This window comes from Metabacillus sp. 22489, assembly GCF_052044855.1.
Lineage (GTDB): Bacteria > Bacillota > Bacilli > Bacillales > Bacillaceae > Metabacillus > Metabacillus niabensis.
Genome location: NZ_JBQENT010000009.1, coordinates 1 through 13,347, shown reverse-complemented (window position 1 = coordinate 13,347; position 13,347 = coordinate 1). Strand labels below are relative to the sequence as shown.

Annotated in this window: 16 protein-coding genes; 11 read left to right on the top strand and 5 right to left on the bottom strand. The window is 32.0% G+C overall.

The window, feature by feature from the left end; all coding sequences use genetic code 11:
* Nucleotides 1–19: 19 nt before the first annotated feature.
* Entirely contained in the window at nucleotides 20–814 is a 795-nt protein-coding gene (locus ACTJJ9_RS07475) for a thymidylate synthase (protein WP_095301289.1), read from the top strand.
* Nucleotides 811–1,302 (top strand): type 3 dihydrofolate reductase, encoded by a 492-nt coding sequence (gene folA / locus ACTJJ9_RS07470; RefSeq protein WP_095301288.1) that lies wholly within the window; start codon nucleotides 811–813, stop codon nucleotides 1,300–1,302. Before ACTJJ9_RS07475 ends, folA begins: the two co-directional genes overlap by 4 nt.
* A gap of 60 nt (nucleotides 1,303–1,362) precedes the next feature.
* Here the strand turns inward: folA and trhA are convergent, their stop codons facing one another.
* Entirely contained in the window at nucleotides 1,363–2,004 is a 642-nt protein-coding gene (gene trhA / locus ACTJJ9_RS07465) for a PAQR family membrane homeostasis protein TrhA (RefSeq protein ID WP_095301287.1), read from the bottom strand.
* Nucleotides 2,005–2,065: 61 nt separating this feature from the next.
* Entirely contained in the window at nucleotides 2,066–3,169 is a 1,104-nt protein-coding gene (locus ACTJJ9_RS07460) for a sigma 54-interacting transcriptional regulator (protein ID WP_170944398.1), read from the bottom strand.
* 188 nt (nucleotides 3,170–3,357) lie between these two features.
* On the opposite strand from ACTJJ9_RS07460, the gene ilvA reads away from it, so the two are divergent.
* From ilvA to ypmT, 6 genes are all read left to right on the top strand, one after another.
* Nucleotides 3,358–4,626 (top strand): threonine ammonia-lyase IlvA, encoded by a 1,269-nt coding sequence (ilvA, locus tag ACTJJ9_RS07455; RefSeq protein WP_145582347.1) that lies wholly within the window; start codon nucleotides 3,358–3,360, stop codon nucleotides 4,624–4,626.
* A 447-nt stretch (nucleotides 4,627–5,073) separates the two neighbouring features.
* The gene (locus ACTJJ9_RS07450) at nucleotides 5,074–5,916 is read left to right on the top strand and encodes a DegV family protein (protein WP_095301298.1); all 843 of its coding nucleotides are present in this window, start codon (nucleotides 5,074–5,076) and stop codon (nucleotides 5,914–5,916) included.
* A 343-nt stretch (nucleotides 5,917–6,259) separates the two neighbouring features.
* Nucleotides 6,260–6,796, top strand: coding sequence for an SCO family protein (locus ACTJJ9_RS07445; RefSeq protein WP_095301297.1), 537 nt, complete (start codon nucleotides 6,260–6,262; stop codon nucleotides 6,794–6,796).
* Between the two features lie 102 nt (nucleotides 6,797–6,898).
* Nucleotides 6,899–7,690 carry an SGNH/GDSL hydrolase family protein gene (locus tag ACTJJ9_RS07440; protein WP_170944397.1) on the top strand — a complete coding sequence of 264 codons (792 nt, stop codon included), beginning with the start codon at nucleotides 6,899–6,901 and terminating at the stop codon, nucleotides 7,688–7,690.
* Nucleotides 7,691–7,706: 16 nt separating this feature from the next.
* The gene (locus ACTJJ9_RS07435) at nucleotides 7,707–8,285 is read left to right on the top strand and encodes a YpmS family protein (protein ID WP_170944396.1); all 579 of its coding nucleotides are present in this window, start codon (nucleotides 7,707–7,709) and stop codon (nucleotides 8,283–8,285) included.
* Nucleotides 8,286–8,553: 268 nt separating this feature from the next.
* A complete protein-coding gene (ypmT, locus tag ACTJJ9_RS07430; RefSeq protein ID WP_095301282.1) occupies nucleotides 8,554–8,748 on the top strand; it encodes a protein YpmT in 195 nt (64 codons plus the stop codon).
* Nucleotides 8,749–8,848: 100 nt separating this feature from the next.
* On the opposite strand, the gene ACTJJ9_RS07425 is transcribed toward ypmT, so the two are convergent.
* Nucleotides 8,849–9,025, bottom strand: coding sequence for a hypothetical protein (locus ACTJJ9_RS07425; protein WP_170944391.1), 177 nt, complete (start codon nucleotides 9,023–9,025; stop codon nucleotides 8,849–8,851).
* Between the two features lie 392 nt (nucleotides 9,026–9,417).
* Between ACTJJ9_RS07425 and ACTJJ9_RS07420 the strand changes: the two genes are divergently transcribed.
* A complete protein-coding gene (locus ACTJJ9_RS07420) occupies nucleotides 9,418–10,206 on the top strand; it encodes an alpha/beta fold hydrolase (RefSeq protein ID WP_095301281.1) in 789 nt (262 codons plus the stop codon).
* Nucleotides 10,207–10,302: 96 nt separating this feature from the next.
* Here the strand turns inward: ACTJJ9_RS07420 and ACTJJ9_RS07415 are convergent, their stop codons facing one another.
* Nucleotides 10,303–10,548 carry a DNA alkylation repair protein gene (locus tag ACTJJ9_RS07415; RefSeq protein WP_095301280.1) on the bottom strand — a complete coding sequence of 82 codons (246 nt, stop codon included), beginning with the start codon at nucleotides 10,546–10,548 and terminating at the stop codon, nucleotides 10,303–10,305.
* Between the two features lie 397 nt (nucleotides 10,549–10,945).
* Nucleotides 10,946–11,356 carry a MarR family winged helix-turn-helix transcriptional regulator gene (locus ACTJJ9_RS07410; RefSeq protein ID WP_170944399.1) on the bottom strand — a complete coding sequence of 137 codons (411 nt, stop codon included), beginning with the start codon at nucleotides 11,354–11,356 and terminating at the stop codon, nucleotides 10,946–10,948.
* A gap of 327 nt (nucleotides 11,357–11,683) precedes the next feature.
* Here ACTJJ9_RS07410 and msrB point away from each other — a divergent pair, with 327 nt between their 5' ends.
* Nucleotides 11,684–12,637, top strand: a complete 954-nt coding sequence (msrB, locus tag ACTJJ9_RS07405; RefSeq protein ID WP_145582346.1) for a peptide-methionine (R)-S-oxide reductase MsrB — start codon at nucleotides 11,684–11,686, stop codon at nucleotides 12,635–12,637.
* A gap of 323 nt (nucleotides 12,638–12,960) precedes the next feature.
* Nucleotides 12,961–13,092: a YjcZ family sporulation protein gene (locus tag ACTJJ9_RS07400; protein WP_095301277.1), complete on the top strand. Its 132-nt coding sequence runs from the start codon at nucleotides 12,961–12,963 to the stop codon at nucleotides 13,090–13,092.
* Nucleotides 13,093–13,347: the final 255 nt, after the last annotated feature.

The following is a 13,347-nucleotide window of genomic DNA, read 5'->3' as shown; positions in this document are numbered from 1 at the left end:
GTTAGGGGATAGAAAAAATATGAAGCAATATTTAGATTTATGTAAACATGTTTTAGAAAATGGTGTTAAAAAAGAAGATCGAACAGGGACAGGTACGATTAGCACATTTGGTTATCAAATGAGATTTAATTTGCAAGAAGGCTTTCCTTTAATGACGACAAAGAAACTTCATACTAAGTCAATCATTCATGAATTGCTTTGGTTTTTGAAAGGTGATACAAATATAAAATATCTTCAAGAGAACGGAGTAAGAATCTGGAATGAATGGGCTGATGAAAATGGTGAATTAGGGCCAGTATATGGTCATCAATGGCGATCATGGCCAGCTCATGATGGATCTTCAATTGATCAAATCTCTAATGTTATTCACCAAATAAAAAATAACCCAGATTCAAGAAGATTAATTGTTTCTGCTTGGAATGTTGCAGATGTTGACAATATGGCATTACCGCCGTGTCATTGTTTTTTTCAATTTTATGTAGCTGAAGGTAAATTATCTTGTCAACTATATCAACGTTCTGCAGATGTCTTTTTAGGTGTACCTTTTAATATTGCTTCCTATGCATTATTAGTTTATATGGTTGCTCAAGTTACAGATCTTGAAGTAGGTGAATTTGTTCATACTTTTGGTGATGTCCATATTTACCTTAATCATTTAGAGCAAGTGAAAGAACAATTGCAAAGGGAACCTCGTCCATTACCAGTGTTAAAAATAAATAAGGATGTTAAATCGATCTTTGATTTTACGTTTGACGATTTTTCTATCGAGAATTATCACCCACACCCTCATATTAAAGGAGTTGTAAGCGTGTGATATCATTATTACTAGCAATGGATGCGAATCGCTTAATTGGGAGGGAAAATCAGCTACCCTGGCATTTACCAAAGGACCTAGCCTATTTTAAACGAATGACGATGAATCATAAAATCGTCATGGGCCGTAAAACATTTGATTCAATCGGTAGACCTTTACCAGGTAGAGAAAATATCATTTTAACGAGAGATAAACAATTTTCTCGTAACGATTGCCTGATTATCCATTCAATGGATGAATTGCTTGAACTATCTAAGCAATCTGATGAAGAGATATTTGTTATTGGTGGTTCAGAGATTTTTAAAGAAATTTTACCTCATTCTGATCGCTTGTATATAACACATATTTATCATGAATTTGAGGGGGATACATATTTTCCAGAAACAGATGATGAAGACTGGGAAGTTATATCGCGTGAGGTAGGAGAGACAGATGATAAAAATCCTTACCATTTTGAATTTGTCGTTTATGAGCGAAAAAATAAGTAGTTAAACAAAAAAGGCGTTCTCACAGTTTAAAGTGGAGAACGCCTTTTACATATTTTGGATTTAAGGAAGTAAATAAAAGAAAACAGAAAAGAAATGAAATATACTGCCTGCTAATACAAATAGATGCCAAATTGCGTGATGATATTTAAAACCTCTCCATACATAAAATACTGCTCCGATTGTATAAAGTAAGCCTCCAATAACGAGTAAAATCACACCAGGTGTAGGGACGTTTGAAATGATATGGTTCCAAGCAAATACGATTAACCATCCCATAATGACATACATTATTGTTGAAAAGAATAAATATTTCTTAACAAAAAAAGATTTAAATATCGTTCCAGCTATTGCTAATCCCCAAACAATTCCAAATAACGTCCAACCGACCCAGCCTTTAACAGCAATAAATAAGAAAGGTGTATAGGTTCCAGCAATAAAAAAGTAAATCGCCGAATGATCGAGAATTTCAAAGAAATCCTTTGCTTTTCCAGCCGGAAAACTATGGACGAGAGTAGAAGCAGTATATAGGAGTAGCATTGTTACCCCAAAAACAGTAAAGCTTACGATGTGCCATGCTGTTCCATATAATGAGGAGTAAACAACCAATAAAACAAGTGCTGCAATGCTTAATATTCCGCCAATTCCGTGAGTAATCGAATTGGCAATTTCTTCACCTTTTGAAAATGTATGTGTGTTTGCCATGAAAAGCTCCTTTCAAAATATATGATTTTTTATTGAATCGAGAATGAGTAATACATTTTTATTATTTGATTTTTTCTTTAAGAGAGAGAAGGAAGTCTAACCCTTCTAATGTAATTCTAGTTCCTGCTCGTCCTCTACCTTTTGTAATATATTGTTTCTTTTCAAGATAGTCTAGGCGGTGTCTCACTTGTTGTGTTGTTAGAGGTGTTGCGAGCGATTTACTATTTTCTGAAATTGACCTTCTACTTGCTGGTTCACCCTTTTCATTTTGTTGCTTAATTTCTTCTAAGATAAATGCATATTCTAGTTTTTCCATCATCGTTAATTGTAACGGACCTGTTTGATTAGTTTTTTTCTTTTTTTGTTGATGATCTTGTTTAAGTTTGTTTAAAAACTGTGGTAGATCATGGAGTTGTATGGAACGACCGTCACATACAGTAACCATATATTTCACTGCGTTTTTTATCTCGCGAAAATTTCCTGGCCAATGGTATTGACATAAGACATCCATAACAGCCTGATCGAGTCTAATTGATTGATTTATCTCATTAAGGAAGTGATTAACAAAAAGCGGTATATCTTGTTTCATATCCTTTATTTCAGTTAAGTTTATTGTTAACACATTTAAGCGGTATAAAAGATCTTTCCTGAAATCTAACGCATCATGCAATGAGCTTGAGGAGGAAGAGATAAAGCGAATATTCAAAGGAATTGATTTAGCATGATGACTACTTTTTCTTAACTGTTTCTGTTCCAGAACATTTATAAGTCTAGTTTGTAGCCTTTTTGGTAATTCACCAATATTTTTAAAATATAATGTGCCACCATTTGCTTTTTCAATAAGGCTTTGGCTAGATTCATCGATTGTTCCAAAAAGTGTCAATTCGAGATAATCTTCATCCTGTTCATTACAATCAACAGTTATAAATGGTTTATTTTTTCGAGTTGAAAAGTTATGGATAGCTTTAGCAAATAAATATTTACCAGTTCCAGTCTCACCTTGAATGAGGATCGGATAGTCTGTTAAAGCGATTTTTTTTGCAATTAGTTTATTTTCAATAATAGCTTGATTATTTCCTATGATATCATTAAAACTAATAGGTAATTGAGTATCCTGTTGTACTCGTGTATTTAAATCATTAGTTTCACTTATAGTTGTTGGCAAAATGGTTCCCCCTGTATTGTTCATATTTATATCATAACACCCAATTGGAACTAAATACACCCAATAAGCAATATTTCTTTTATATTCTTTATATTTTAAATTTTTGTAAAATTTTTTATCTATTCCTTTATATTTTTTATAATCGTGATATAATTTTCTATTAACAAGTATTTGAAAGGGTCGTGAACATGAAACAAACTATCGATGAGGTACATAATGTACATGTAGAAGACATTTTAAAAGCACATCATTTATTAAAGGATGTAGTAACACATACACCCTTGCAAAAAAATAAACAATTATCTGAAAAATATGATTGTAATGTATATTTAAAGAGAGAAGATTTACAAGTTGTCAGATCATTCAAAATTAGGGGAGCTTTTAATAAAATTAAACAACTTGATGAAACCCAAACCGTAAATGGCATTGTTTGTGCAAGTGCAGGTAATCATGCGCAAGGAGTGGCATTTTCATGCAATCAGCTGAAAATTCACGGGAAAATTTTCATGCCATCTACAACACCTCGTCAAAAAGTAACGCAAGTTGAATTATTCGGAAAAGAATATGTCGATATTATTTTAATTGGTGATACATTTGATGATGCATATCAGAAGGCTGTAGAATGCTGTGAGGAAGAAAATCGTACGTTCATTCATCCTTTTGATGATGTTGAAGTTATTTCTGGTCAAGGAACGATTGCAGTTGAAATATTAAATGATACAGATGTCGAAATTGACTATGTAGTGGCTAGTGTTGGAGGAGGAGGCCTCATTTCAGGAGTCGGCGCTTATTTTAATAGTATTTCTCCTTCAACAAAAGTTATTGGTGTTGAACCATCAGGTGCTCCTTCATTATTTCAATCGAGAATGGAAGATAGAGTCGTTGCATTAGATGAAATTGACAGCTTTGTTGATGGTGCTGCTGTAAAAAGAATAGGTGATAAAACTTTTACAATTTGTAAAGAGGTACTTGATAAGGTACTTCTAATACCAGAAGGTAAAATATGTACAACTATTTTAGAATTATATAATGAAAATGCAATTGTTGCTGAACCTGCAGGCGCAATGTCAATTGCTTCATTAGACTTCCTAAGGGAGGAAATTAAAGGGAAAAATGTTGTATGTATCGTAAGTGGAGGTAATAATGACATTGGTCGTATGCAGGAAATTAAGGAACGCTCAATGATTTATGAAGGATTACAACATTATTTTATTGTTAACTTTCCGCAACGTGCAGGTGCTTTAAGAGAATTTTTAGATGAAGTACTTGGACCTAATGATGATATTAACCGTTTTGAATATACGAAAAAGAATAATAAAGAAAATGGACCTGCTCTTGTAGGGATCGAATTAAAGCACAAAGGTGATTATGAACCACTTGTTCAAAGAATGAAGAAAAAAGGCTTTTTCTATACAGAGGTAAATAAAGATAGTAATCTATTCCATTTACTTATTTAAGTGAAAAGGTACATGAATTGGAATGTATGTAAAATCCATAAATTCAACTGATTAAAATGAAAAATTTTGAGGCTGTCTAACGAAATAGTTAGGCAGCCTCTTTATCTTTATGATGTTTCTATTTGGCGCAGTATTTTCCTTGTTTATTCCCGCTACAGGCTTTCGATTACCGCGAACGGTCTGGGTTTCATGTTGTTAGGCCTGTAAAATCTCCCTTTGCGGTGTGATGCTCGCGACTCACGTATTCTAACCAATATACAAGGTGCTAATATATCAACAAAAGCTTTAAAAATGCCTTTAATTTATAATTAAAAACTTATAAAGTTTAAAATTAATCAAAAAATAAGAAAAATGTTCACAATTCACTATTGAATTGGAAATGTTTACAATTGAAACCTGTTCAATACACTGTATAATTAAGATACTATTCAAAGGGAAGTGATGAACCTGAGCAATGTGAAAGTGGTAACAGACTCAACAATTGATATTGATCAAAAACTAGTAGAAAAATATGGGATAACAATCGTTCCTTTATCGATTACAATTGATAATCATACATATATTGATGGAATCGACTTAAAGGCAGATGAATTTATAGATAAAATGAAGGTTGCTACTGAACTTCCGAAGAGTTCTCAGCCTTCTACAGGGACGTTTTTGGAGGTTTATGACCGTTTAGGTGAAGATGGAAGTTCTGTTATTTCAATTCACATGACACAAACGTTAAGTGGAACAATCCAATCTGCGCAAGGTGCATCGCAAATGACAAATACGGATGTAACTGTTATTGATTCAATGTTCATCTCCAAGGCTCTTGGCTTTCAAGTTTTAGAAGCTGCAAAAATGGCAAAAGAGGGATATGAAAAAGAAAAAATCGTAAAGAGGCTGGAAGTAATCCGGCAAAACACACGGTTATATATTACCGTCGATACTCTTGAAAACTTAGCAAAAGGTGGAAGGATCGGGAGAGGAAAGGCTTTAATTGGTTCTTTATTGAACGTTAAGCCAATTGCAAGCTTACAAGAGGGAGTTTATACGCCAATAAGTAAGGTGAGGAGTCATTCACAAGCCATTAAATATTTAGTCAAACAGTTTGCGGAGGATGTAAAAGGCAAGACAGTTAAAGCTGTTGGAATTGCTCATGCTGATGCTCATGATTTAGCTGCTAAACTTAAACAAGCGCTTATTGAGTTTGCTCCTAATTGTCAAATTGATATATCATATACAACACCAATTATTTCAACCCATACAGGTCCAGGGGCAATAGGATTTATGTTTTTCTCTGAATAATTTAGCAAGGAAGATGATTTGTTAAAAACATGCATCTTCCTTTTACGTTTTGGAGCATTTGTTTTACCTGTTATTTTACTGTGGTGTTTCAGTGTAAATAAATGGATGTTGCTTACATATAGTAAATTAAAGAGTACTAGATATAAAGAAGTCATAAAACCTTCACATGGTATCCTTTAATTTCCACACTTTCTTTGATAAAATTTCATAGTGGTTATCAGCATTCAAAAAAATGTGATAAGTGAAGGGTGAATAGTAGTTGTTTAATAAAAAATCTAGGTTTTTAGCTGCAATAATTGGTTTCGTTATTCTTTTACTTATAGTTGGTATCATCGGTTTTCAAATGTTTGGAACGGCATCTCCTATAAAAAATCCACTTAACTATGAAGTGCAAAATTTCCAATTTCATAATCAAGATGGTAAAACAGTTTCTTTAGAGGATTTAAAAGGAGATATTTGGCTTGCAAACTTCATCTTTACAAACTGTGAAACAGTTTGCCCTCCAATGACTGCTAACATGTCAAAAATACAAAAAAAGATAAAAGAAGAGGGCTTAAATGCAAAAATTATCTCATTTAGTGTAGATCCTGAAGTTGATACACCTGATAAGATAAAAGAATTTACAAAGCCATATGACATCACATTTGATAATTGGAGCTTCTTGACTGGATATAAACAAGAGGAAATTGAAAAGTTTGCTAGTAAAAGCTTTAAAGCGCTAGTAAAAAAACCGGAAAATTCAGATCAAGTCATACATGGTACGAATTTTTATTTAATTGATCAAAATGGAAGAGTAATGAAAGATTATGTTGGAAGTAATGCGGATACTCCTTATGAAGAAATTATCTCAGATATAAAAGCATTGGAAAATAGTAAATAGTAGTGATTATGATGGATTCCAAATTGGAATCTTTTTTACTAAGATTTAATTTTTATAAAATGATATAATTTGCCTTTAAACTAATTATAGGGTGATTGTATGTTGAAGAAAATAGTGTTAACCTTCATTTCATTTGTTATTTTAACAGGATGTTTGCAACAGCAAAGCTCAACATTAACAACTAATTCTATTAGCCTTGATACAAAAGAGCAACCTCCTAGTTCCTTTATTCCTAAGACGATAAAAGTTGTCGCAATTGGTGATTCATTAACTGAGGGAATAGGTGATGAATCAAACCAAGGTGGCTATATTGGGATGTTAAAGGAAGAGCTTGAAGAGGAAAAAAGAATAAAAGAGGTTGAATTAACTAATTTTGGAGTTAAAGGACATAAAACAAGTAATCTACAAAAAAAACTAAAAGAACAAAAGGTTATTTCTAGTTTGAAAGAAGCGGATTTCGTTATCATGACAATCGGGGGAAATGATTTAATGAAAGTTGTTCGGGGAAATTTATTTTCACTCGATTATGAGCCATTTCGTTTAGAACAGAAAAATTTTGAGAAGAATTTGAAAGACATTTTTACAACGATTCGAAAACACAATGCTAAAGCAGAGATTGTTTATATTGGATTATATAATCCATTTAAACATATGTTACCTGAATTAACGGAAATTGATGAAATTATTTCTGAATGGAATATGTCGACACAACAAATGCTACAAAAGGATAAGCATAGTATATACGTTTCAGTTGAAGATATATTTATATCAGAATCCGAAGAAATGTTACTTTCAGAAGATCAATTTCATCCTAATTCAAAAGGGTATTCGCTAATTGCAGATCGGGTGTTAGAGAAAATGAAATCTGAAAGTCTCTTCGTTGATATACGTTAAGAAATGAGTGGTTAATTTGAAAAAATGGAAATTTGCTTTTATTTTTTTGGCTAGTTTTAACTTATTGTGTATTCTTCTTATTGGCGGATATTTGTTTATTCCGGCAAAAACAGATAAACAAGTTTTACCGAAAGTAAGTAACCAGGATGAAACAGTTCCTTTTCTAATAAAAAGCGATAAAGAGTCATTAACAAAATTGATAAATCATTATCTTGAGGAAGAAACTGACCAAGAAAATTTACAATATCGGGTTGATATTAATAATTATGTAAATGTATATGGAGCAATAAAAGCGTTTAATAAAACGATTGATATGCAATTAGTATTAAAGCCAAAAATTATTTCTGATGGTAATTTACAGTTGCAAGTTAAAGAGCTATCAATAGGTCGTTTCCAATTGCCGGTCTCATATGTATTAACTTATATGAATACACATTATGATTTACCGAGTTATGTCAAAATAAATTCTAACAAAAAGGTTTTTAATATTTATCTTAATGATCTAACTTTAAAAAATGGATTTACTGCAAGGGCGGAGAGTTTTGATTTAGAAAAGGATAATATAAACTTTACTGTTAATGTACCGTTGCCATAAAAAAGCTAAAACGGACAAAAAATAGTTCGTTGCTGCGAACAATATAATTGGTAAATTTATCTACCTGTTATTGTGAGTTAGGAAATAATGAATAAATGATTCTAATGGTTGACGATTGAGGAAAAATAGATGACAATAAAAATTCATAGACAATCTTTTCCTTCTTAATTAACGAAATGCGTTAAATTAAGCATTTATACTTATCGTCACAATTTGTTTGGAAAAAATTTTTAAAATAGAATTACTAGAGATGTAGGGGGAATATGATTTGAAAAATAAATTTGTTATCTTTGGGTTGATTTCAATTCTGATTTCGTTATTTTTTGGAGGCGTGGCTTATCAGGAGCTTGTTGCTGAAAACATGGATGAAGTATACTTGAATATTGGTTATTGTACGTTATTTTTAAGTATTGCTGTATATATGTGGCATATAAAGGATGAAAAACAAAAGAACAATAGTTGAAAATGAGAGGGGTGAACCTCTCATTTTTTTTGCATTTCTTCATGTGAAATATTTCATTCATTTTCCCTTAGTATATACTACTACAGGGTGATGAGATGAATTATTCAGCGTTTTCTTCAGTAGTTTCTTCTTCAGTAGTGTCTTCTTCAGTTTCTTCAGTTTCAGTTTGTTCAGTGTTTGTTTCTTCTTGATCAGTTTCTTCTGTGTTGTTACATGCAGCCATTAAGAATACAGCAAGTAATGATGCTCCTACTTTTAATAATAAGCTTTTGTTCATTGTTTTTTCCTCCCATGTAACGAATAAGTGATCACTATCGAACCAGCTGGCTCAATTTAATAATAATTGAAAATAAGTGCATGTATACTCATTTTACAAAAATTGTACATAAGCTTTATAATGTTTAAATTTCCTAAAAATTGGATTAACAATCTTTACAATAAGTTATCGTAAAGATAGGTAAAAGGATAGTTTTCAAGATAAGGATTCGGTCAAAAGTCCATTAATTTAACTTTGCAGAAAAGATAGCTTTAAGACGTTCAATAAAATAATATTCGAATTAGTGAAATCAAAAATTCAGTTTTTTTCCATTGAAAAGTTTGTGAACGGATGAAATATTTGATACGATAGCTTTTGAAAGCCATTATAAGTTTGGACTCGGAGGGTGAAAAATGGAACGTTTTACTCAAAATGTAGGAGAGAACATGATTTCTTATTTGGATCAGGGAATTGGTGAAACTGTCGTTTTAATACATGGATTTTGTGGTAACAACAAATATTGGAAATATATCGTTCCTCACCTAGCGAAAAGGAAAAGGGTTCTTACAGTTGATTTAAGAGGTCATGGTGACTCAAGTACACCGAAAGATAGCTGTGAAATTACCGATATGGCTAATGATATTGCGATATTATTGGAAGAATTGAACATTCATCGTGCAACACTAATTGGACATTCTTTAGGAGGCTATGTTAGTCTGGCATTTGCAGAAATGTTTCCTGAAAGATTAAAAAGCTTTGCTCTCGTTCATTCAACAGCATATCCAGATTCAGAAGAGGGAAAGCATAATCGTGATAAAGGCATTGAGAGAATTCAAGCAGAGGGTATCAAACCATTTGTAAATGATTTAATACCCAAATTGTTTTCTGATGAAAATAGAGAAACTCTTTCAAATTATGTAGATGATGTGAAAAAGATTGGTTATAAAACATCGAACTATGGAGCAATTGGAGCTCTTAAGGCAATGAAGAATCGACCTGACCGAAATCATGTTTTAAAAAATGTAGACGTACCTGTTTTAATCGTTGCTGGAAGGGAAGATAAGCTAGTCCCATTAGAACGGGCATTTTCAGTTGAAAGCTCATTAATTACTTCAGCTATCATAGAAGACTGTGGTCATATGTCAATGTTTGAACAGCCAGAAAAACTAGTCGAAGTTTTAGAAAACTTTCTTGAGAAATAAACGAAAGCCTCTTTAATAAGGGGCTTTTTGTTTATAGAATTCGTTAATTATCCGAAGATAAAATTTCATGATTTGCTAATTTGTTAGGATGATACGTTATTGGTTTAATTGTGCACGCTTAATAAACGACAATTCATCTTCAATCAGGCCGCAAATCCCACATTGAACTTTGTAATCAGGACCTGTGTATGGAACATGTAAAGGCCCTAGTAAAGCTTGATCAAGCTCCTCAACAACTTCACCAGTTTGTGGATGTAATTTAACAGACTTTGCTTGTTGTTCTATAATATTAAATCGTGAGCGATTTGTTTTGCAATTTGGACATAAATAAGGTGCTGTCATCGTTAGTTCCTCCCATAATTTCATTAAGCTTAGATAAATAGAAATTTTTAGGTTTTTATTTTATCTTGAACTTTTTGTAACAAAATTATTCATCTTATAAAGGTGAAATTGAAAAAACTAATTAATACAAGATATTCTTCTTAAGGACTTTGCTAAAAGTGGTTGAAGCAAATTTGGGAGATACAGACAGTGGAGTGCACTGGCATGTGTCGTAATTTACGCAGATTTTATGTGCACACAAGGATGCTCGCCATCCTTCTATAAAAGGTAGCGAGCATCTGATGCAAATTAAGATTATAGCATAAGTTCTTAAAAAAACGGCGAGGTAAAAAGAAAAGAGGTTAGAATTATAACGAAATAGGGGGGGTTAATTCGAAAATGATGTTTAAAAGTAAGCCTATTTGTTATCCATTTTTAATAGTTTGTGAAATAAAGAAATAAAATTCTCAATTTCCTTGTCAGTAAAGTCATTGAATTTTTCCAATAAAAAATTAGTTTTCTTTTTTTCAAATAACTCCAATTTTGCTTTTCCCTCATCAGTTAAATGCAAATCAACTATTCTTCTATCTTGAATGGAACGAATTCTTTTTATCCAGTTTTTTTCGATAAGAGAGTCAGTTACAGCAGTAATATGTGAGGCGGAAACATTTAACATTTTTGACAGATCTGATGATTTTTTTGAACCCTGTTCATATAGAGTTTTTAAGATGAAAAACTCATTTCGAGACATTTCATTTTCATATACTTCGTTCATTTCATTTCGAAGCACTTTATAAACATAACGCATCAATGATTCTAATTCATACATTTTATCCTGGCGACTAGACAATCTAACTTCCTCCGAACTATATATTCTTAAACAAGTGAATGATATGCACAATTAAAAGTAATAATTAGTTTACTCCTATTTTTAATTAATTTATCATTAATCCAAATTTTTTGCTAGATAAAATATTATGTAAGTAAACTTTTTCCTATTTAAGACAAAAAAATGTTACTGATAGTGTCAGGTTTAATAGGATTTCATTAAGATTAATTATAATCTATTTCATTTGCTTCCCAAAACGGTTTGCTTTTCATGATTTATTCCAATGCTATATAATAAAAATAATGATGATGTGGAGGATGATAAATAATGAATGATAAATATGAATTAGCAACATTTGCAGGAGGCTGTTTTTGGTGTATGGTACAACCTTTTGATGAGCTTCCTGGAATTGAGAGTGTTATATCAGGTTATACAGGTGGAGAAAAGGAAAATCCTACATATGAAGAAGTTTGCTCAGATACAACTGGACATGTAGAAGCAGTTCAAATTACCTTTCAACCAAATTTATTTCCATATGAAAAGCTACTTGAATTATTTTGGCAGCAAATTGATCCAACTGACGCCGGCGGCCAATTTTTTGACCGTGGTGAATCGTATCAAACAGTTATTTTTTATCATAATGAGCAGCAAAGAATACTTGCTGAACAATCCAAACAAGAATTAGAAGAAAGTGGTCGGTTTTCAAAACCAATTGTAACGAAAATTGTTGAAGCAAAACCATTTTATCCTGCTGAAGAGTATCATCAAGATTTTTATAAAAAAAGCACGGCTAGATATAAGCAATATCGTGCGGGATCTGGCAGAGATCGCTTTATTGAACAGCATTGGAAACAAAAAGATCAAAACAAACTTAAAAAGATATTAAATCCAATGCAATATGAGGTTACACAAAATAATGGAACTGAGCCTCCTTTTCATAATGAATATTGGAATCAGGATGAAGAAGGGATTTATGTAGATATCGTATCTGGAAAGCCGTTATTTAGTTCGAAAGATAAATACGATGCAGGTTGTGGGTGGCCAAGCTTTACTAAGCCAATTCAAGATTTTGAAATAGTTGAAAAAATCGATACAACCCATGGGATGATCCGAACTGAAGTAAGAAGTAAAACCGCAGATTCACATCTTGGACATGTCTTCAATGATGGACCTGGTCCAACTGGGTTAAGGTATTGTATTAACTCTGCTGCTTTAAAATTTATTCCAAAACGTGACCTTGAAAAAGAAGGTTATGGGAAATACCTACAATTATTTAACTGACATTGTTCCTTGTGTTTATTTTAATGAAGAAAAAATGATTGGGTAAATAAAGGTGAGGTAAATCTAATCTGACTGAAAATGGTGTACATTATTTGATGCTCTAATAATGTTGGATACTTTTTTAATGAAACCTTATCTATCTTATATATGAACCTTCTAAAAGGGTATTATTGAATGACTATAGTGATTGAAGAGTACTTAGAAAGATTATTTGAGTATTTATTAAATAAAACTATAAAATTAGGCAATTGCCCTATACCATTCACCCACTTCTAACATAACGTAAAGAGAAAACGAAATTTAAAAAATGAGGAGTGAATGATATGCATTGCTACTATGATCATCATTATGGATATCCATATGGAAACGTAGGCTATGGATTAGGAAATAGTTTTGTGTTAATTGTTGTTCTATTTATTTTGTTAATTATTGTTGGAGCAGCATATGTACATTAATCAGAAGCTGATTGAGTCCCTATAATGGGACTCTCAGATTGAAGACAAAAGGCATTTGGGAAAGCTTTCTTTCCCAAATGCCTTTTTGATTTTTGAATTTCTTCTTAGAATCTATCTTAAAAATAAGTGTAAATTGCCTATTATTCATATTTTTCATGCCATTTTTGGACTTACCCAAGTCCAATTGGCTAATTTCTTAAGATTTATTGCAGCAAAAGTTAGCATCGCCTGCATGGACAATTTTTTAAGTCCCCG

Coding starts and splice junctions, on each gene's coding strand:
- ACTJJ9_RS07410 (WP_170944399.1), bottom strand. CDS start 11,356: ATGTATGAATTAGAATCATTGATGCGTTATGTTTATAAAGTGCTTCGA.
- msrB (WP_145582346.1), top strand. CDS start 11,684: ATGAATGATAAATATGAATTAGCAACATTTGCAGGAGGCTGTTTTTGG.
- ACTJJ9_RS07415 (WP_095301280.1), bottom strand. CDS start 10,548: ATGACAGCACCTTATTTATGTCCAAATTGCAAAACAAATCGCTCACGA.
- ACTJJ9_RS07420 (WP_095301281.1), top strand. CDS start 9,418: ATGGAACGTTTTACTCAAAATGTAGGAGAGAACATGATTTCTTATTTG.
- ACTJJ9_RS07400 (WP_095301277.1), top strand. CDS start 12,961: ATGCATTGCTACTATGATCATCATTATGGATATCCATATGGAAACGTA.
- ACTJJ9_RS07425 (WP_170944391.1), bottom strand. CDS start 9,025: ATGAACAAAAGCTTATTATTAAAAGTAGGAGCATCATTACTTGCTGTA.
- ACTJJ9_RS07475 (WP_095301289.1), top strand. CDS start 20: ATGAAGCAATATTTAGATTTATGTAAACATGTTTTAGAAAATGGTGTT.
- trhA (WP_095301287.1), bottom strand. CDS start 2,004: ATGGCAAACACACATACATTTTCAAAAGGTGAAGAAATTGCCAATTCG.
- ilvA (WP_145582347.1), top strand. CDS start 3,358: ATGAAACAAACTATCGATGAGGTACATAATGTACATGTAGAAGACATT.
- ACTJJ9_RS07445 (WP_095301297.1), top strand. CDS start 6,260: ATGTTTGGAACGGCATCTCCTATAAAAAATCCACTTAACTATGAAGTG.